Here is an 18861-nt window from a genome sequence, read left to right as displayed (position 1 = left end):
CCTAATGATAAAGATTTCTTACATCATCCGTAAGTGTTATTCTACTCTGATTCATATTATAATGAAAGTAACAAAAGATGGAGGTGTTTCACATGGAAACAATTTTACGAGTAGAATCATTAACAAAGCATTATGGAAAAGAGCCGAATAGCACCAAGGCCTTGAACGGTATATCTTTTCAAGTTGTCAAAGGTGAATTCTTAGGGATTATGGGGAGCAGTGGATCTGGAAAAACAACCCTTCTTAACTGTCTCGCTACTATCATCAAGCCAACTGACGGCTCCATTCAAATGCAAGAAAAGGATTTAGGTCAATTAAAAGGTAGTCAGTTAGCTGATTATCGTGGCAAGGAAATTGGCTACCTCTTTCAAAATTTTGAGCTTTTGGAAAATCTGACAGCCAAAGAAAATATTTTACTTCCCTTGTCTTTGCACAAGGTCAATGCTAACGAAAGCAAGAATCGGTTAGAATTGCTCTCCCAATATCTAGATATTTCTGAACTCCTGGATAAGTTCCCTTCTCAATTATCAGGTGGTCAACGGCAAAGGGTAGCTGCTGCGCGTGCTTTGATTTTAGACCCTAAGATTGTATTTGCAGATGAGCCCACAGGAGCTTTGGATTCAAAAAATGCGACCATATTGATGCAAAAATTAGCTGAAATGAATCAAGTGGAAGAAACCACCATTCTCATGGTGACACACGATTCAGTCGCAGCCAGCTTTTGCAACCGCATCTTGTTTATCCAGGACGGAAAACTATTCCATGAAATCCGTCGTGATTATCCAAGAGAAAGTCAAGAAGACTTCTACCACAGAATACTAAAGGTCATGGCTGCACTGGCTGGAGGTGATGGCAATGTTTTCTAAATTAGTCTCAAGAAATAGCAAGAGAGATCGAAAGAATAATGGCTTGTACTTCAGTTCTATGATTCTTTCTATTATCTCCTTTTACATCATCCTTTCTTTGTCCCATCAAGATGTGATGATCTTTCTAAAACAAATAGAAAGTGACGCTGTAAATAAAATCTTTAGCATGATTCCCATTCTTTATGTGGCAACTCTCTTTATTCTCTTTTTTCTAGTCTACTTCGCAAGCAGTATGCAGATGGAAAGGAGAAAACATGAATTTGGCGTCTATCTCACACTAGGCATGCGAAGAAGCAAACTGTTCTTGCTACTCCTACTCGAGGATTTGAGAAACAGTGTCCTTGCCCTTGGAATAGGACTTCCTATTTCCATCTTAATTTCAGAACTGATTAGTCTAATAACCGCTAAAATTGTGGGGTTGGGGATTATTGAGCATCAATTTTCTCTATCTACCACAGCTCTACTCTATACAGTTATCGGCTTCCTAGCCGTAAAATTAACTGTCTTTGTTCTTTTAAGTGCAAAGACGGCCAATAAAGAAATCGGAAATCTACTATCCTATTCTCCTTCCGGTATGAAGAAAGTACTCCCCAAGGGAGTGTACCTTCTTGCTTCCGTCTTCGGAATTTTGCTTCTAGGAACAGCCTATTACTTGGGTATGAGTGGACGAGCTTGGGAAAGTATCATAACCATGGGCATCACTGTTCTCTTGGGAACTCTAGGAACGATCCTACTCTTCTTTGGTATGCGTTTATTTATAGACATTTTGGTCAATCTTGGAAGCCATCGAAAACTTCATACCTATAATTTTAGACAGATTCAGGAATTAGTTATCCAGCGCTCAACTATACTGGCTATCTGCTCCCTCTTAATCTTCTCTGCCTTGTGCCTCTTTGGAGCAGGTGTTGCCATTGCAAGCGGCAATTCAGGCAATCAACCCCATGTATTGGATTATACATTTAGAGATAGCAAGCAAGAAACAGATGAAAATCTTGATGTAAATACAGTAAAAAAAGAGCTTGAAGCTTCTGGACTAGCATCACAGTTTTCAAAGATTCTGCAAATCAAAGTCGGCAAACCAAAAGAACATGAGTCCGTGTCCTTTGAACAGTTCATCAAGGTGTTGAAAGAGCAAAAAGACAGTAAAAACAAGGAAATCTTAGTCCATAATTTCCAAAAATATATAAGTTCCCACCTTTTGCCACTCTCTGAATACAATGAGCTTAGAAAGGCTGCCAATCTCCCTCCTATAGAATTAACTAGCAGGGAAGCCTACTTGTATATGGGGAAAGATTTTCTCTCAGATGAAAGTCTCGTCAACTCTGTTCTGAAGACGAAGCCTCAAATCAAAGTCATGGGGAATGAGGTAAAATTGATTGGAGAGGTTCAGTCTTTACCGATTGTAACGGATCGTGAAATCACCCTCTCTGTTGCCCTCATAGTCCCAGATGAGGTCTTTATGAGCTATACAGATGGTCAGTATTCGAACTATGTCAGCGGTATCTTGGCTCCTGAGCTAGTCAAGGAAAAAGGCTTGATGAGAGCTATCTCAGATACCAATGAAAAGCTAAATCAAACCTCTCTTGGCTATGAAAGCTATATACAAAATATGGGGCGACAATTGTTTTACATCATCTCTGCCAGCTATATCACCATCTATCTGGCTATCATCTTCCTTGTTGTCGCAAATACAATCATCGGCGTTCAATTTTTGATGGGTCAGAGACAATCCTACAGACGATACCAAACCTTAATCCATCTCGGAGCCAACTATGAAACTCTTTGTAAATCGTCAGAAAAGCAAGTCAACTGGTATTTCGGTCTGCCAATAGCCCTTGCACTTATCAGTAGTAGCTTCGGAGTGAGCTCCCTCCTCACAGGAATAGTACCTGCTAGTGTAAGAATGGCCATGGGGCAGAAATTTATCACAGCCATGCTGGTAGTACTGCTCTTAGCTGGATTTGAAGTCATCTATATCAGAATTGTAAAGAAAAATAGCAACAAGTATTTGTTATCCTTAATGGAACCCAAAAGAGAAGAATAAACTTTAAAAAGCGAGGAAAAGGAGGAACTAATATGAAGCATATTCTGGTTATTGAAGATGAAGCCTTGATTCGAGATGAAATTGTCATCTTGTTAGAGAAAACGGGTTATCAAGTTGATAAGTTGACTGACTTCAAAGATACAAGCCAGCAAGTATTGCAATACGATACGGATTTAATCATACTAGATTTGAATTTGCCGGGAGAAACAGGTTTTCAAATTTGTAAAAATCTCAAGTCCAAACGCTCTGTGCCCATATTGGTTCTCACCTCCCGTGAACAACTAAAAGATGAGATTTACGCCCTGAAATTAGGGGCAGATGAGTATCTAACAAAGCCTTTCAAGAAAGAAAGATTTTTGGCACGTATAGAAAATATCTTAAAACGCTATGAAGGCAGACGAAATCTACTTGAAAAAGATAATTTTCTGCTGGATAGACAGACCTATACCCTTTATATCAATGGACACTCGATTTTACTCCCCCAAAATCAAGGGAAATTGTTAGAAACCTTATTGGTTACTAATGCTCCTGTCGTCACAAAAGAAGAACTAAGTATGAAACTGTGGAATACAACTGAGTTCATCGATGAAAATGCCCTACAAGTAAACATTGCAAGGCTAAAAAAGGTGATGAAACAGGCTGGCATTGCCCTTCAAGTCAAGTCCGTCAGAGGTATTGGTTACAAGCTTGAAGAGGTAAGTCCAGATGAAACATAATCTAAAATATCTAGCTAGTTATCTGCCTTGGTTACTTGTTCTCTTAGCATTTGATCTATTTACAGCTGTCCTGCTTTGGCTTTCAGATGTGAGAATGTTTCAAGCCCTCATCCTTCTCTATATTTTAGCCACCGTCCTGCTTTTTTTCATCCTATCATTCTTACTTATAAAAACAGAAAGAAAAAAATCATCTGCCTATAAAGCCTTCATAGCCAATTCCAAGACGGATACTGAGCTTGAATTATTGCATTTATCAAGTGCCTCAGAAAAAGAAAGCATTGAAAAAATAGCAGATACACTTTATCAAAAGCAGGCTGAAATAGGAAAACTCAACTCATTACTAGCCGAGTATGAGGACTATGTTGAAAAATGGGCGCATGAGATTAAACTCCCTCTGTCGCTTCTTTCCCTCCTTTTGGACAATCAAAGCGACCAGTTGCCTGAGGATACAGCTTTTAAGTTGGACTATGTGAAAAAGCAAATCCAAGAAAATGTATCACAGATCCTATTCTACTACAGGGTGAAAAGTGAGAAAAATGATTTTCTATTTGAATACCTTGACCTAGAAGAGTGTATCCAAGATCTTTTGGAAAACTTTGATCCCTTGCTCAAAGAAAAGAAATTTACGATTAAGGTAGAAAACATACAAGGAATCTGCTACACCGATCAACGCAGTTTTGAATTTATCCTCTCTCAAATCCTAGCCAACTCCATTAAATATAGCTCCGACAAACCCGAACTCAATATTTATATATCAAAAGACAAGGGACGTACAAGTCTGATTATTAGGGATAATGGCTGCGGAGTTAAAGCTTGTGACTTCCCTCATATCTTTGAGAAAGGTTTTACAGGTGATTCAGGAGAGACAAGGAATAAATCAACAGGCATGGGCCTCTATCTGGTCAAACAATTAGCAGATGCTTTAAAAATCGAAATCACAGTAAAATCCGAATGGATGCAAGGATTTGAAATCACTCTTTCTATTTAGTCATTTTTCAATTAAGAAAATTGCCTAATCATAGGAAGCACATATTTTATACCAAAAAGGAAAGCACTTCTGCTTTCCTTTTTTATTTGCGTTTTTTCTTAGCTTTTTTCATTTTGTTGGCCATGCGTTTCATAGACTGTTTCATGGCAAATTCACCGATTTTACCTTTGAGTCCACCACCGAACATCTGGCTCATATCTGGCATGCCTGCTCCTCCGAGACCTGACATATCCGGCATTCCACCTTGTCCCATCATGCCTTCAAGGGCAGACATATCCATTCCGCCCATATTTGGCATATTTTTAGGAAGGTTATTGGGATTGATTCCCATTTGCTTCATCATCTTATTCATATCCCCGGACATGACACCTTGCATGAGCTGTTTGGCCTGGTTAAAGTCCTTGATGAATTTATTGACTTCGACAAAGGTATTTCCAGAACCTGCAGCGATACGACGGCGACGGCTTGGATTTAACAAATCAGGATTTTCACGCTCTTCGGGTGTCATGGAAGATACAATGGCACGTTTGCGCGCAATCTGGCGCTCATCCACCTTCATATTTTGAAGGGCAGGGTTGTTAGCCATACCTGGAATCATCTTGAGCAAGTCTTCCATTGGTCCCATATTTTGCACCTGATCCAATTGATCAATGAAATCATTGAAATCAAAGGTGTTTTCGCGCATCTTCTCAGCCATTTCAAGGGCTTTTTGCTCATCGTATTCCTGAGAAGCTTTCTCGATCAAGGTCAGCATATCCCCCATACCAAGGATACGGCTTGACATACGATCTGGGTGGAAGGTTTCGATATCTATTATCTTTTCACCCGTACCAGTGAACTTGATAGGTTTTCCAGTGATGTGACGAACAGACAAAGCTGCACCACCACGAGTATCCCCATCAATCTTGGTAAGAATAACCCCAGTCACTTCTAACTGAGCATTGAATTCGCGAGCAACATTGGCCGCTTCCTGACCAATCATGGCATCAATGACGAGGAGGATTTCATTTGGTTGAGCCAGTGCTTTAACATCACGAAGCTCATTCATGAGAAGTTCATCGATTTGTAAACGCCCTGCCGTATCGATCAAGACATAGTCGTTGTGATTGGCTTGCGCTTGCTCCAAACCTTGACGGACAATCTCAACAGCTGGTACTTCTGTTCCAAGCGCAAAGACTGGAACATCAATCTGCTGTCCAAGTGTTTTCAACTGGTCGATGGCGGCTGGACGATAGATATCCGCAGCAATCATCAAAGGACGTGCATTTTCTTCCTTCTTGAGTTTATTAGCCAGCTTACCAGCAAAGGTCGTTTTACCAGCCCCCTGCAAACCGACCATCATGATAATGGTTGGAATTTTTGGTGACTTGATAATTTCTGCCGTATCGGAACCTAAAACAGCTGTCAATTCCTCATCGACGATTTTGATAATCTGTTGGGCAGGATTGAGGGTATCAATGACCTCGTGTCCGATTGCACGTTCACGAACCTTCTTGATAAAGTCCTTTACAACAGGCAAGGCAACGTCGGCTTCCAGCAAGGCCAAGCGAATCTCTTTGGTTGCTTCCTGGACATCAGCCTCAGATATTTTTCCTTTTTTACGTAGATTTTTAAAGACGTTCTGTAAACGTTCTGTTAAACTTTCAAATGCCATTTTTCTTCCTCTTACTCTCTATTATCAATGCTTGTTAAAATTTCTATCTGCTCCTGCAGAAAGTCATCCTTGGGATAACGCTCCAAGATCTGGTCAAAAATCTGACTACGAACAATGTAGTCCGAATACATGTGTAATTTCATCTCATAATCTTCTAAAATCTTTTCTGTCCGCTTGATATTGTCATAAACAGCTTGGCGACTGACACCGAACTCTTCAGCAATCTCAGCAAGACTGTAATCATCTGCATAATAAAGCTCTATATAGTTCATTTGTTTGTCTGTCAAAAGCGCAGCATAAAATTCAAAAAGTGCATTCATGCGATTGGTTTTTTCGATTTCCATAAGTTTTATTATATCAAAAAATCTATCATATCGCTATAGTAGAGGACTTCAAAAACAGATTGAATAAAAAAAAGAACCTTGCAAGCAAGATTCTTTTAGTGTCTGACTTAAATAATTGTTCTTCTGGGAACTTAATCGAATTAAGCTTCGATTTCTGTAACCATACCTGAACCAACAGTACGTCCACCCTCACGGATAGAGAATGTAGTACCTTGTTCTACGGCGATTGGGTGGATCAACTCAACGTCGATAGTCACGTTATCACCAGGCATTACCATTTCAGTACCTGCTGGAAGTTCGATTGAACCTGTAACGTCAGTAGTACGGAAGTAGAATTGTGGACGGTAGTTGTTGAAGAATGGAGTGTGACGTCCACCTTCTTCTTTAGTAAGGATGTAAACTTCACCTTTAAATTTAGTGTGTGGGTTGATTGAACCTGGTTTAGCGATAACTTGTCCACGTTCGATTTCATCACGTTGAACACCACGAAGAAGGACACCTACGTTATCTCCGGCAAGACCTTCGTCAAGTTGTTTACGGAACATTTCAACACCAGTAACAACTGCTTTTTGAGTTTCTTCTTTGATACCAACGATTTCGATTTCGTCGTTGACACGAACAGTACCACGGTCGATACGTCCTGAAGCAACTGTACCACGTCCAGTGATTGAGAATACGTCTTCGACTGGAAGAAGCAATGGCTTGTCTGTATCACGTTCTGGTTCTGGGATGTATTCATCAACAGTGTTCATCAATTCCATGATGATGTCTTCGTACTTAGAGTCACCTTCAAGAGCTTTAAGAGCTGAACCTTGGATAACTGGAAGATCGTCACCTGGAAAGTCGTATTCTGACAAGAGGTCACGGATTTCCATTTCAACCAATTCAAGCAATTCTTCGTCGTCTACCAAGTCAATTTTGTTCATGAAGACGATAAGGTGTTTAACACCAACCTGACGTGAAAGAAGGATGTGCTCACGAGTTTGTGGCATTGGTCCGTCAGTTGAAGCTACTACAAGGATAGCTCCGTCCATTTGAGCGGCACCAGTGATCATGTTTTTAACGTAGTCCGCGTGTCCTGGAGCGTCGATGTGAGCGTAGTGACGTTTTTCAGTTTCGTACTCAACGTGCGCAGTGTTGATAGTGATACCGCGTTCGCGTTCTTCTGGAGCAGCATCGATAGACGCATAGTCTTTTGGTTGGTTAACTGCTGAAGGCAAGCGACGTGCCAATACAGTTGTGATAGCTGCAGTCAAAGTAGTTTTACCGTGGTCAACGTGTCCGATAGTACCAATGTTAACGTGTGGTTTACTACGATCGTATTTTTCTTTTGCCATTTGAGTAAAAGCCTCCAATAAAATATATTTTATAGATAGACAGTAGGCAATACAGTCTAACTTTCCTTACTATTTTATCAAATTTCTGCTAAATTGCAAGTGTTTTACACATATTTTGTGAATTAATCTAAATCTTATCAAATCCTGTTCTTCTGCTTCTTTGTGGCAATATGAATTCAAACTTATTTTGTTTGGAGATAGTATTTTCATCAAAAAAATCAGGTTTCCCTGATTTTAATTTGATTCTGTTTTTTCCAGTTCCTTAGCTTCTTTATGGTTTTCATATAATTTCGCTAGGAACTTAGTAATTTCTTTAAAAATAGAATAAGTAGGTACTGCTACGACCATCCCTATGACACCGTAGATATTACTTGACAGTAAGAGGAGCACTAAGATCGTAATCGGATGTACTTTCATAACTCCTCCAACGATACGTGGATAGAGAACATTCCCATCAATCTGTTGAATAATAAGCATATAAGCAACCGCAATCAACATACGATGAGGATCTGTGAAAATATTGGCAATCACCATTGGAATCAAGCCAATACTTGGACCAACATAAGGAATTAAATTTGCGATTCCAGAGAAAATAGCAAAAACTAGGGCGTACTTTAATCCGATAACGCTATAGCCAATATAGGCTAAACATCCAATAATAACCGCATCAATCGCAATTCCACTGATATAGCGCGCTATGGTTGTATTGAGATTGGTTAAAAGGCTAGAAAGATTCAATTTGTCATGTTTTAAGACGGTACGTTCCAACATTGGTAGCAACTTATGACCATCCAACAAGAAATAAATCAAGAATACAGGGGTCATAATGAGAATCAGAACTGTACTAAACAAGGCTGAAAGAACGCTTCCTAAACTATTGCTAACGCTGTTAAGGATATTTTGGAGAATATCGACATAGGATAGATTTAACTGTTGAATGGTTTTTTGAATATCAATATTTTGGAAGACTGGATTCATGGACAAATCGATGATCAAATCTTGTAGTCTACTATAGATATTTTGACTAGAAATAATCAAGCTGGTCAACTGATTAATCAAAATCGGCAAGAGATAAACGACCCCCACAACGATAGCACCAATCAAGGCACAAAGAGTGACCAAGACACCAATTAGACGATTGATCTTACATCTCTTTTCTAAGAAAGTAACGACTGGATTTGTAATGTAGTAAAAAAATCCACCAAGCAAAAATGGAATCATGATGGTATTCACAACTGTTACGAAGGGAGTAATGATGGCTCCCATTTCTCTCCAAAGATAGAAAATCAGTGTTAACAATAAAATTTCAGCTGTCCAAAAAAATAATTTGTTTCTACGGAACATAGGTATCCTCCTTCTCTCTATTTTACCATATTTCTGAAAAAGATAAGATGGCTTTAGTAAAAAAGCGAGAATATTTTTTTTCTTTATGATAAAATAAAGCTAATATGAAAAAAATAATTTTATCTTTTATGACACTTTTAGTTCTTGGAACAGCTTCTACTGTTTCTGCTCAGGAGTTTGATGTTGCTGCTAAACATGCCATTGCTGTCGAGGCTACAACTGGAAAAATCCTCTATGAAAAAGATGCAAATCAGCCTGTAGAAATTGCTTCTATTACTAAATTGGTTACAGTTTATTTGGTCTATGAAGCTCTGGAACAAGGAACTATCAGCCTATCTACACCTGTTGATATTTCGGACTATCCTTACAAACTTACAACTAATTCTGAGGCGAGTAACGTCCCTATGGAAGCTCGAAATTATACTGTTGAACAACTATTAGAGGCTACAATGGTATCCAGTGCAAACAGCGCTGCCATTGCACTAGCAGAAAAGATTGCTGGTTCTGAGAAAGACTTTGTAGACAAAATGAGGGCTAAACTTCTTGAATGGGGAATTCAAGATGCAACTATTGTAAACACTACTGGTTTAAATAATGAGACCCTTGGCGATAATATCTATCCCGGTTCTAAAAAAGACGATGAAAACAAGTTGAGTGCCTACGACGTTGCAATCGTCGCTCGTAACCTCATCCGAGATTATCCTCAAGTTTTGGAAATCACCAAAAAGCCAACTTCTACCTTTGCAGGACTTGAAATCCACTCAACCAACTATATGTTGGAGGGAATGCCTGCCTATCGTGGTGGTATTGATGGACTAAAGACAGGTACTACTGATAAAGCTGGTGCTTCATTCGTTGGAACAACTGTTGAAAAAGGGATGCGTATTATTACAGTTGTTTTAAATGCAGATCAACAAGATACCAACCCTTATGCGCGTTTTACCGCAACTTCTGCACTTTTAGATTATATTTCTGCAAACTTTGCCTTAAAAACTGTTGTTCAGAAAGGTGAAGCATACAATGATAGTAAAGTAACAGTTCTGGATGGTAAAGAAGACAATGTGAAAGCTGTCGCTAAGTCAGACATTTCCATCGTCCAACGCATCGGAAGCGGTACTACACCAACTCTCCAATTCACACCGAAATCAACATCAGAAATGGCTCCACTAGAAGAAGGAAAGGTTGTTGGTACTCTAACCTATGATGATCAGGATTTGGTCGGTCAGGGCTATCTCACTTCCGACAAACCATCTTTTGAAATGGTTTCTGAAAAGAAAGTTGAAAAAGCCTTCTTTTTGAAGGTTTGGTGGAATCAATTTATCCGTTTTATCAATGAAAAACTATAAAAAAATCGCGATTTTCTTCGCGATTTTTTCTTTATTTCATTTCTTTAAATGCTGCTTCTGCATCAGCATTGCTAATAGCACCAAATTGGATTTTTCCGATTTTTCCTTGACTGTCAATCAAGTATTCCGTTGGAATACTACGAATTTGGTAGGCTTGGAAGGTGGTTGCTTGCGTATCATATAGAACTGGTATATCCTTATAGCCTTGTTCTTGGTACCATTTTGGAAAGTCTTGAACTGTTTTTTCACCTTGGAGACCAGGTGCAATGACACTCAAAATTTCAAAGTCTCGATCTTGTTTGGCAGCTAGTTCCATCAACTCAGGCATGCTTTTTTTACATGGTCCACACCAAGAAGCCCAGAATTTCAAATAGACCTTTTTCCCTTTGTAGTCCGATAACTTCACTTCTTTGCCATCCATAGACTGCAAGGTAAAGTCTGGCGCATCCTTACCGACTGCAATTTGTTGTACAGCAGGTTGTTTGGGACTGCTTGTCTGTTTGGTTTCTTTTTCACCACAGGCAATCAACAAGAATAGAGACATGAGGCTCAATCCAGCAAAAATAACTTTTTTCATTTTTTTCTCCTTTTATCCAAGAATTCCTGACAAGGCATTTAACTGCCCTAGCATTAATAATAATCCCATCAAAATAATCAAAGCTCCCCCGATTTTCTTTAGTAGAATCATATGGGGTTTTAATTTACTAAAATAGGGCATAATCCAGCCCGAAGCCAAGGCCAAAACAATGAAAGGAAGGGCCATTCCCAATGTATATACTAATGTTAACACGGCTCCTTGCCAAGCACCATTGCCACCGGAAGCTGCTAGGGCCAAGACTGAACTTAAGACTGGTCCGATACAAGGGGTCCAACCAAAACTAAAGGTTATCCCAAGTAAAAAGGCTGACAGATAGTGATTAGACTTTGATTGTTTAAAGGTGACTGTCTTTTGAACTTCCAGTTTATTGAAATGCAAGATTTCCATCTGATGAAGTCCTAAAAGAATAATGACTATTCCCATAGCATAACGAAACCAGTCTGCATAGAGCATGTGCCCTAGGAATCCAGCTCCAAATCCTAAAATAAAGAAAATGAGGGAGATTCCTGCAATAAAGCACAAGGTTCGAATTAAGCCTGACCATGCAACGTCTCTTCCAAAAAATCGAAAGCTTTTCGAATTCCCCTGATCATCCAGTAAAATACCAGCATAGACTGGTAGCAAAGGGAAGATGCAGGGTGAAAAGAAAGACAGAATGCCGGCTAAGAAAACTGATACTAAAAATATAATAGACTCCAACGAATTACCTACTTTCACAAAATTCTAATCTTATTTTACTACAAAAGAAAAAATTTGTGACAACTTTGCTACGCTTGTCTATTTTATATAAACTGAATATAAAAAAGGAGTCAAGCTCCTTTCATTTTAATAAGTTCCTTCTTCACCTTGACTAGTCAAGATAACAGGACCGTCTTTAGTAATCACGAACTGATGTTCATATTGGCAAGATAGACCGCCATCGATGGTTTTATGAGCCCAGCCAGTCTTCATATCTGTATCAATTTCCCAGTCCCCAGTATTGATCATGGGTTCAATGGTCAGCACCATTCCTTCACGGAGACGAAGACCACGACCTGCAACACCGTAGTTAGGGACCATTGGCTCCTCGTGCATAGTCGGACCAACTCCGTGACCAACCAAATCACGCACGACGCCGTAACCGCGACTTTCAGCATATTCTTGAATCGCTGCACCGATATCTCCAATACGATTGCCAACAACTGCTTGCTCAATCCCTATATACATAGCTTCCTTGGTCACGTCCATCAGGTTTTTCACTTCTTCAGACGGTGTACCAACTGCATAAGCCCAACATGAGTCTGCTAAACCACCTGTATAACTTTGGGTGTATTTTTTCATTTGCTCAACATTATTAAAGTTGAGTTTTGACACATTGAGGTCGGATTTGGCAATCGGACCACCTAGAACCATGTCAACCTTGAGCAAATCGCCATCTTTCAAGATGTAATGACGTGGAAAAGCGTGAGCTACTTCGTCGTTGAGAGAGCAACAAGTGGCATAGGGGTAATCCATGACTGCCCCATCCACACCAATCTGTAGAGGAAGGAAATTCTCCTCTTTACAACGTCGACGAACGTACTCTTCTACTTCCCACATATCCACGCCTGGCTTAATCAAATCACGTAAGCCTATATGGATGCTAGCGAGGAAATCACCTGCCTTGTCCATGGCTTCGATTTCACGTGCTGATTTTAAAGTTATCATTTTTTCTCCTAGATTCTAATTGATTTTAACTGTAACATTTGCTTTTGAAACAATCTGATGACCATGATAAATATCATAATCAATAATAGCTGAGCGTCTCGTGTGGTGAATAATACGCGCCTGAATTCGCAAAGTATCATCTATCTGAACAGCTTGTAAGAAGTAAACTAGCATCTGCTCGATGATTAAATTGCGTCTGCTATTTGCCACCAAATCCTGTGTCATATGAGTTAAAATTTCAGCAAGAACACCATTTGCCAAAACTCCGTTCTTTTCAAGCATAAAGGGCTCAACTGTAATCACAACTTCGTCGTGATGATAAGACAACTTTTGACCGATTTGCTCTGAAAAAGTCGGCAAAGCCGAAACCTGAGAACGACTCATCTTATCCATGACATCTCGTCTCGTTACAACTCCGAGCAAGGTTTGGTTACTTCTGACAACGGGAACCATCTCAAAGTCTTCTGCGATCATCCGTTGACTGACATTGGCAATATTAGTCGCTAAGCCTGTTACGAAAATGCTGCGCGTCATCACCTTATCAATCGTCGTGCTAGGGGATTTGTCCCCTGCATCACGCATGGTAATCACTCCCACAACCACTTGATGTTGGTTAATGACTGGGAAACGACTACTTCTGTTCTTACGTACCAAGTCCAAATAGTCTTTCACTGTGTCCGTTTCCCTCAAAAAGCCATACTCATGGCTAGGACGATAGATTTTTTCAACTGTTAAAATGTCTGTCTTAATCTGCACATTTGACAAAGCTCTATTGATCATGGTTGCAACTGTAAAGGTATCATGCTTGCTTCGTAAAACAGGGATTCCTTTCTGATTGGCAAGTTCCAGTACATCCTCATGCACATGAAAACCACCCGTCACCAGAACTGCATTTTCATTTTCCAGCGCCAAAAGCTGAATACGAGTACGGTCTCCGACGATTAACAAACCACCATCATTCAGATAGGATAAGATATTCCGCTCGGTCATAGCCCCGATTGAAAATTTGCTGAATTCCTTGTCCAACCCTTCCTGACCAGCCAAGACTTCAGATGAGGTTACTTCTGCAATCTCTGCATAGGTCAGTTTTTCAATCGCCACTTTCTGAGATTTGACACGAATGGTTCCACTACGAGGTCGAGTTTCTACAATTCCACGGTTTTCAGCTTCTTTAATGGCACGATAAGCCGTCCCATCACTGACACCCAAGTGATTGGAAATGCTACGAACACTGACACGTTTTCCTATTGGTAACTCTTCCAGATAACTTAAGATTTCTTGGTGTTTACTCACTGAACTCTCCTTTTATGTATCGAAATTCAAGGTAGTCCCTCATTTTTCGTGTATAGCGATCGCTCCCCTTAAACTGTCGGAAGAGACTAAATCCCGATTTTAAGGCGACTTTCTGACTAGCTTGATTCTCCAGATGAGTGATGATGGATAATTGTTTTAAACCAAATTCTTCAAATGAAAGCTGACATAGTTTGGTAACTACTTCTGTCATAAAACCCTGTGACCAAGAATCCTTTTTTAAGAAATAACCAATTTCTGCCTCTTTCTTGATTTCATCGATCTTTTCAAATTTAATGGAGCCAATCATCTCCTGATTATCTTGGTGACAAATGGCCCAGACACCTAGAGGAGTCTTCATAAAATAGTTAGCAAGTGCGTACTGACTTTCTTCTAAACTTGCTTGACTGGGAAAAATAAATTGTAGATTTTCAGGATCTGAAGCAATCTCGTGAAAAGCTTGACTATCACTAAAAAAGAAAGGACGCAAATACAAGCGCTCCGTTTCAAAGAAAGAAAACATTGCTAATTTGGTCCAAATATTCATAATCACCTCAACGGTTTAGTCTTCAACAAGTGTAATATCTGCTCCGAGACTGCGTAATTTTTCAATAATATCTGAGTAACCACGAAGGATAAACTCAATATTCGTAATTTCAGTCTGACCTTGAGCCATCAAGCCAGCGATGACAAGTGCAGCACCAGCTCGCAAGTCTGTAGCTTTCACCTTGGCACCATGCAGAACACGTCCACCAGTGTAGAAAATATGGTCATTTGTAGTCATAATATCTGCATCCATTTTCGCTAACTCAAAGACATGATTGACACGTTTCTCATAAATCGTGTCAATAATAGTACCACGACCTTGAGCTGTCAGCAAAAGCGGTGTGATAGGCTGTTGCAAATCCGTTGCAAAACCAGGATAGGGAGCTGTTTTGATATTGATAGCCTTCAAATCAGATTGCTCTTCAACGAAGATACTATCTTCAGAGACCGTCATACGAACGCCCATTTCCTCTAGTTTGGCGATAAATCCTTCTAAGTGTTCATAAAGAACATTGTTAATACGGATTCCTGTACCAACCGCTGCAGCAAGTGAAATATAGGTTCCAGCTTCAATGCGGTCTGGAATGACCTGGTGGCGCGTTCCATGAAGTTTCTCGACACCATCAATAATGATAATATCAGTCCCTGCACCACGAATGTGGGCCCCCATATTATTCAAAAGGGTAGCCACATCTATGATTTCTGGTTCACGAGCTGCATTTTCAATGACAGTACGTCCCTTAGCTTTAACAGCCGCAATCATGGTATTAATCGTCGCACCAACACTGACTGTATCCATGTAGATACTTGCACCATGAAGACCCATTCCTTGAGCAGACAAATTCATATTGTCTCCCTCATAACTCACCTTAGCTCCCATAGCTTCGAAAGCTTTGAGATGAAGATCAATCGGACGGGGTCCCAGATCACATCCGCCAGGAAGTCCAACCGTAGCTTCACCAAAGCGACCTAAAAGACTTCCATAGAAATAATAAGATGCACGAAGGCTATTGATCTTGCCATAAGGCATTGGGATATTCTGAACACCTCTAGGATCAATCTCCAAAACATCATCGTAGCGTTTTACTTTCGCTCCCATGATTTCCATAATCTCTACAAGACTAGCAACGTCTGAAATATCTGGGACACAATCCAAAGTGACAACATCATCTGCCAGTATAATAGCAGGAATTAATGCTACAACACTATTCTTAGCACCGCTAATAGTGATTTCACCTTGCAATGGATGTCCACCATTGATGACAATTTTTCTCATGTTATACTCTTTCAAAATTTACTAAAAAGGTCTTTACATTCTATTATACCATAGTTCTCCTATTTTTCCCATTTCTGTTTAATAAAATTCTCTCTCTTTTTATCTTCTAAAATAGAAAAAAGACCTATCACACAAGCCATGAAGCTTGATATGATAGGCTTTGAAATGTTAGATTAACGTACTGTACGGATACGCATTGTGTTTGTACGGACAGCTTCTCCAAGCGGCACACCTGCAACGATAACGATATCGTCACCAGATTCTACAAGCCCTGCTTCAACTGCTTTACGTTCAGCGATTTCGAACATATCATCAGTTGATGATGGAGTTTCAGTCAACATTGGGATAACACCCCAGTTCAACATCAATCCACGCTCTGTCAATTCATCGAATGTCAATGCTAAGATATCAGCATTTGGACGGTATTTAGAAATCAAACGTGCTGTGTGACCAGTCTTAGTAAGGGTAACAACCAATTTGATGTTCATTGAGTTAGTAGCATCTTTAACAGCTGAAGCCATAACTTCTGTCTTAGAGTTACGTTCGAAAGTATCTGAGTTCAAACGTCCGTACTCGTTAAGAAGAGTTTGAGCGTTCTTGTCGATCGTAGCCATTGTAGTTACTGACTCAAGTGGGTATTTACCGTTTGCAGACTCACCTGAAAGCATTGTAGCGTCAGTTCCGTCGATAACAGCGTTAAATACGTCTGATACTTCTGAACGAGTTGCACGTGGTTTTTCAGTCATTGTTTCAAGCATGTTTGTTGCTGTAATAACAACTTTACCAGCTGCATTGACTTTAGTAATGATCATTTTTTGGTAAACTGGAACCATTTCGAATGGTACTTCGATACCCATGTCACCACGGGCAATCATGATACCGTCAGCAGCTTCAATGATTTCGTCCAAATTATCGATACCTTGTTGGTTTTCGATTTTTGCAAACAATTGAACGTGTCCATTACCAGTTTCTTCACAGATTGCACGAACTTCGTTGACGTCTTTTGCAGTACGTACAAATGAAATCGCGATGAAGTTGATACCTTGTTCAAGACCGAAGCGGATATCGTCGTTATCACGCTCAGCAAGAGCTGGGAAAGGAATTTTAGTGTTAGGGATGTTTACACCTTTTTGTTTAGCAATGATACCATCATTTTCAACTACAACTTCAAATTCGCGAGTTTCATCATCTTTTGAGAAAACGCGAAGACCAAGTTTACCATCGTCAACCAAGACTTGATGACCAACTTCAACATCATCGTAGATATCAAGAGCACCAGCAACGTTCAAAGCAATCACTTCACGAGTTGATTTGATTCCTTGTTTAGTCGCAACGCGGATTTTTTCACCAGTTTTGTAAGAGTACTCTTTTGCATCACCTTCGAACAATTCAGTACGGATTTCAGGTCCTTTAGTATCAAGAAGGAAACCAACTTTTTTACCTGCAATTTTTTCAGCAAGTTTAACAGTTGCCATACGCTCACCTTGTTCTTGGTGGTCACCGTGTGAGAAGTTGAAACGGAAAGTGTTTGCTCCAGCTTCAATCAGCTGAGCAATATTTTTAGCTGAAGCTTCAACGTCAAGTTTTTCACCCCAGTATCCGTCTTCACCGAATTTTTTACCTCCACGGATTTCAACCGCAGGACCTAAAGTTGCAACGATTTTTACACGTTTGTTCATGATTTTTGTGACTCCTTTATATAATTCGACCTTTTATGGTCATGTTACCAAATTAATGAAAGTTGATTAGGACAAGCTCTTGTTCAACGCAGAAAGTTCAAGATCAGCTTTATGAGGGTTGTTAACAACAATCTTACCATCAGCTGTTAGGCTAAACAAAGCTCCTTCTTCTGCTGTGCCAAGAATTGGATTCTCAACCATTTTTTCGTTTCGGATACCAACAGCAACACCACCGATTCCCTCTTTAAGGAGTTTAACAGCGTGTGCACCCATGCGTGATGCCAATACACGGTCACGAGCAGTTGGTGAACCACCACGTTGGATGTGACCAAGTTCTGTTACACGAAGGTCGCTTGTATCTCCAGCTTCTTTTAGTTTTTGACCAAATTCAGCTGCCGACATAACACCTTCTGCCAAAACGATAATGTTGTGTTTTTTACCATGCTCATAACCAGCTTTGATGCTTGCTACGATTTCTTCCATCTTGAAACCTTCTTCAGGGATGATGATTTCGTCAGCACCAGTTGCGATACCTGCCCAAAGAGCGATATCACCAGCATTACGTCCCATTACTTCAACAACGAAAGTACGACGGTGACTTGATGATGTATCACGAATTTTATCGATTGCATCCATTGCAGTAGTAACTGCAGTATCAAACCCAATTGTGAAATCAGTTCCTACGATATCGTTATCAATAGTTCCTGGAAGTCCGATAGCTGGGAACCCATGTTCCGTCAAGCGCATAGCTCCGTGATAAGAACCGTCTCCACCGATAACTACGACTCCTTCGATACCGTGTTTTTTCAATTGCTCAATCCCTTTAAGTTGGCCTTCAAGTTGTGCAAACTCAGGGTAACGAGCAGAGTGAAGGAAAGTACCACCACGAGAAATGATGTCTCCTACTGAAGCAGCATCAAGTGGATAAATTTCACCGGCAACCATACCTGCGTATCCATCATAGATACCAAAAACTTCCATTCCTTCTGAGATTGCTTGGCGAACTACCGCACGGATGGCAGCATTCATACCAGGGGCGTCTCCACCACTGGTTAAAACAGCAATACGTTTCATTTGGTTATGCTCCTTTTTCTTTTAACATTCTTACTGATTATACCACATTTAAATCGAAAATTCTTCTATTTTC

17 protein-coding genes are annotated in these 18861 nt (G+C 40.0%); 5 read left to right on the top strand and 12 right to left on the bottom strand.

Translation table 11 applies throughout. The annotated features are described in order from the left end of the window. Positions 1-92: 92 nt before the first annotated feature. Genes B7709_RS07425 through B7709_RS07410 form a run of 4 tightly spaced genes read left to right on the top strand, consistent with a single transcriptional unit; the run spans position 93 to position 4614 of the window. The gene (locus B7709_RS07425) at positions 93-866 is read left to right on the top strand and encodes an ABC transporter ATP-binding protein (RefSeq protein ID WP_049485215.1); all 774 of its coding nucleotides are present in this window, start codon (positions 93-95) and stop codon (positions 864-866) included. Next, entirely contained in the window at positions 856-2910 is a 2055-nt protein-coding gene (locus tag B7709_RS07420) for an FtsX-like permease family protein (protein ID WP_084972288.1), read from the top strand. Before B7709_RS07425 ends, B7709_RS07420 begins: the two co-directional genes overlap by 11 nt. Positions 2911-2942: 32 nt before the next feature. Further along, a complete protein-coding gene (locus tag B7709_RS07415; RefSeq protein WP_084972287.1) occupies positions 2943-3626 on the top strand; it encodes a response regulator transcription factor in 684 nt (227 codons plus the stop codon). After that, positions 3616-4614: a sensor histidine kinase gene (locus B7709_RS07410; protein ID WP_084972286.1), complete on the top strand. Its 999-nt coding sequence runs from the start codon at positions 3616-3618 to the stop codon at positions 4612-4614. The genes B7709_RS07415 and B7709_RS07410 overlap by 11 nt, the downstream gene beginning before the upstream one ends. 82 nt (positions 4615-4696) lie before the next feature. Here B7709_RS07410 and ffh read toward each other — a convergent pair whose 3' ends face one another. The 4 genes from ffh to B7709_RS07390 form a co-directional block, all read right to left on the bottom strand. After that, entirely contained in the window at positions 4697-6268 is a 1572-nt protein-coding gene (ffh, locus tag B7709_RS07405) for a signal recognition particle protein (protein ID WP_084972285.1), read from the bottom strand. Between the two features lie 11 nt (positions 6269-6279). Beyond that, positions 6280-6612, bottom strand: a complete 333-nt coding sequence (locus B7709_RS07400) for a putative DNA-binding protein (RefSeq protein WP_000402066.1) — start codon at positions 6610-6612, stop codon at positions 6280-6282. A 140-nt stretch (positions 6613-6752) separates the two neighbouring features. Continuing rightward, positions 6753-7949 (bottom strand): elongation factor Tu, encoded by a 1197-nt coding sequence (tuf, locus tag B7709_RS07395; RefSeq protein WP_001040719.1) that lies wholly within the window; start codon positions 7947-7949, stop codon positions 6753-6755. A 234-nt stretch (positions 7950-8183) separates the two neighbouring features. Beyond that, positions 8184-9293 carry an AI-2E family transporter gene (locus B7709_RS07390; protein WP_084972284.1) on the bottom strand — a complete coding sequence of 370 codons (1110 nt, stop codon included), beginning with the start codon at positions 9291-9293 and terminating at the stop codon, positions 8184-8186. 104 nt (positions 9294-9397) lie between these two features. Here B7709_RS07390 and pbp3 point away from each other — a divergent pair, with 104 nt between their 5' ends. Beyond that, a complete protein-coding gene (gene pbp3, locus B7709_RS07385; RefSeq protein WP_084972283.1) occupies positions 9398-10639 on the top strand; it encodes a D-alanyl-D-alanine carboxypeptidase PBP3 in 1242 nt (413 codons plus the stop codon). A 31-nt stretch (positions 10640-10670) separates the two neighbouring features. Here the strand turns inward: pbp3 and sdbB are convergent, their stop codons facing one another. The 8 genes from sdbB to pfkA form a co-directional block, all read right to left on the bottom strand. After that, a complete protein-coding gene (gene sdbB, locus B7709_RS07380) occupies positions 10671-11216 on the bottom strand; it encodes a thiol-disulfide oxidoreductase-associated lipoprotein SdbB (protein WP_000755591.1) in 546 nt (181 codons plus the stop codon). A gap of 12 nt (positions 11217-11228) precedes the next feature. Beyond that, on the bottom strand, positions 11229-11936 hold the full coding sequence (gene ccdA2 / locus B7709_RS07375; RefSeq protein ID WP_002875594.1) for a thiol-disulfide oxidoreductase-associated membrane protein CcdA2: 708 nt from the start codon (positions 11934-11936) through the stop codon (positions 11229-11231). A gap of 126 nt (positions 11937-12062) precedes the next feature. After that, positions 12063-12923: a methionyl aminopeptidase gene (locus tag B7709_RS07370; protein ID WP_061453536.1), complete on the bottom strand. Its 861-nt coding sequence runs from the start codon at positions 12921-12923 to the stop codon at positions 12063-12065. A gap of 15 nt (positions 12924-12938) precedes the next feature. Next, positions 12939-14216, bottom strand: a complete 1278-nt coding sequence (gene spxR / locus B7709_RS07365) for a CBS-HotDog domain-containing transcription factor SpxR (RefSeq protein WP_084972282.1) — start codon at positions 14214-14216, stop codon at positions 12939-12941. Beyond that, positions 14209-14760 carry a GNAT family N-acetyltransferase gene (locus B7709_RS07360; protein ID WP_084972281.1) on the bottom strand — a complete coding sequence of 184 codons (552 nt, stop codon included), beginning with the start codon at positions 14758-14760 and terminating at the stop codon, positions 14209-14211. The genes spxR and B7709_RS07360 overlap by 8 nt, the downstream gene beginning before the upstream one ends. Positions 14761-14775: 15 nt before the next feature. Further along, positions 14776-16035, bottom strand: coding sequence for a UDP-N-acetylglucosamine 1-carboxyvinyltransferase (locus tag B7709_RS07355; protein ID WP_084972280.1), 1260 nt, complete (start codon positions 16033-16035; stop codon positions 14776-14778). Positions 16036-16208: 173 nt separating this feature from the next. Continuing rightward, a complete protein-coding gene (gene pyk / locus B7709_RS07350; RefSeq protein ID WP_084972279.1) occupies positions 16209-17714 on the bottom strand; it encodes a pyruvate kinase in 1506 nt (501 codons plus the stop codon). Positions 17715-17780: 66 nt separating this feature from the next. Beyond that, entirely contained in the window at positions 17781-18788 is a 1008-nt protein-coding gene (pfkA, locus tag B7709_RS07345) for a 6-phosphofructokinase (RefSeq protein ID WP_000820883.1), read from the bottom strand. Between the last annotated feature and the right edge of the window lie 73 nt (positions 18789-18861).

Origin of the sequence: Streptococcus oralis subsp. dentisani (assembly GCF_002096335.1) — a bacterium.
Classification (GTDB): Bacteria; Bacillota; Bacilli; order Lactobacillales; family Streptococcaceae; genus Streptococcus; species Streptococcus oralis_Z.
The sequence above is the reverse complement of the archived record's forward strand: the minus strand, read 5'-3'. Positions and strand labels throughout refer to the sequence as shown.

Excerpts from the sequence above, each read along its gene's own strand:
- B7709_RS07425 (WP_049485215.1), top strand. The coding sequence starts at position 93 with ATGGAAACAATTTTACGAGTAGAATCATTAACAAAGCATTATGGAAAA.
- B7709_RS07420 (WP_084972288.1), top strand. The coding sequence starts at position 856 with ATGTTTTCTAAATTAGTCTCAAGAAATAGCAAGAGAGATCGAAAGAAT.
- B7709_RS07415 (WP_084972287.1), top strand. The coding sequence starts at position 2,943 with ATGAAGCATATTCTGGTTATTGAAGATGAAGCCTTGATTCGAGATGAA.
- B7709_RS07410 (WP_084972286.1), top strand. The coding sequence starts at position 3,616 with ATGAAACATAATCTAAAATATCTAGCTAGTTATCTGCCTTGGTTACTT.
- ffh (WP_084972285.1), bottom strand. The coding sequence starts at position 6,268 with ATGGCATTTGAAAGTTTAACAGAACGTTTACAGAACGTCTTTAAAAAT.
- B7709_RS07400 (WP_000402066.1), bottom strand. The coding sequence starts at position 6,612 with ATGGAAATCGAAAAAACCAATCGCATGAATGCACTTTTTGAATTTTAT.
- tuf (WP_001040719.1), bottom strand. The coding sequence starts at position 7,949 with ATGGCAAAAGAAAAATACGATCGTAGTAAACCACACGTTAACATTGGT.
- B7709_RS07390 (WP_084972284.1), bottom strand. The coding sequence starts at position 9,293 with ATGTTCCGTAGAAACAAATTATTTTTTTGGACAGCTGAAATTTTATTG.
- pbp3 (WP_084972283.1), top strand. The coding sequence starts at position 9,398 with ATGAAAAAAATAATTTTATCTTTTATGACACTTTTAGTTCTTGGAACA.
- sdbB (WP_000755591.1), bottom strand. The coding sequence starts at position 11,216 with ATGAAAAAAGTTATTTTTGCTGGATTGAGCCTCATGTCTCTATTCTTG.
- B7709_RS07370 (WP_061453536.1), bottom strand. The coding sequence starts at position 12,923 with ATGATAACTTTAAAATCAGCACGTGAAATCGAAGCCATGGACAAGGCA.
- B7709_RS07360 (WP_084972281.1), bottom strand. The coding sequence starts at position 14,760 with ATGAATATTTGGACCAAATTAGCAATGTTTTCTTTCTTTGAAACGGAG.
- B7709_RS07355 (WP_084972280.1), bottom strand. The coding sequence starts at position 16,035 with ATGAGAAAAATTGTCATCAATGGTGGACATCCATTGCAAGGTGAAATC.
- pyk (WP_084972279.1), bottom strand. The coding sequence starts at position 17,714 with ATGAACAAACGTGTAAAAATCGTTGCAACTTTAGGTCCTGCGGTTGAA.
- pfkA (WP_000820883.1), bottom strand. The coding sequence starts at position 18,788 with ATGAAACGTATTGCTGTTTTAACCAGTGGTGGAGACGCCCCTGGTATG.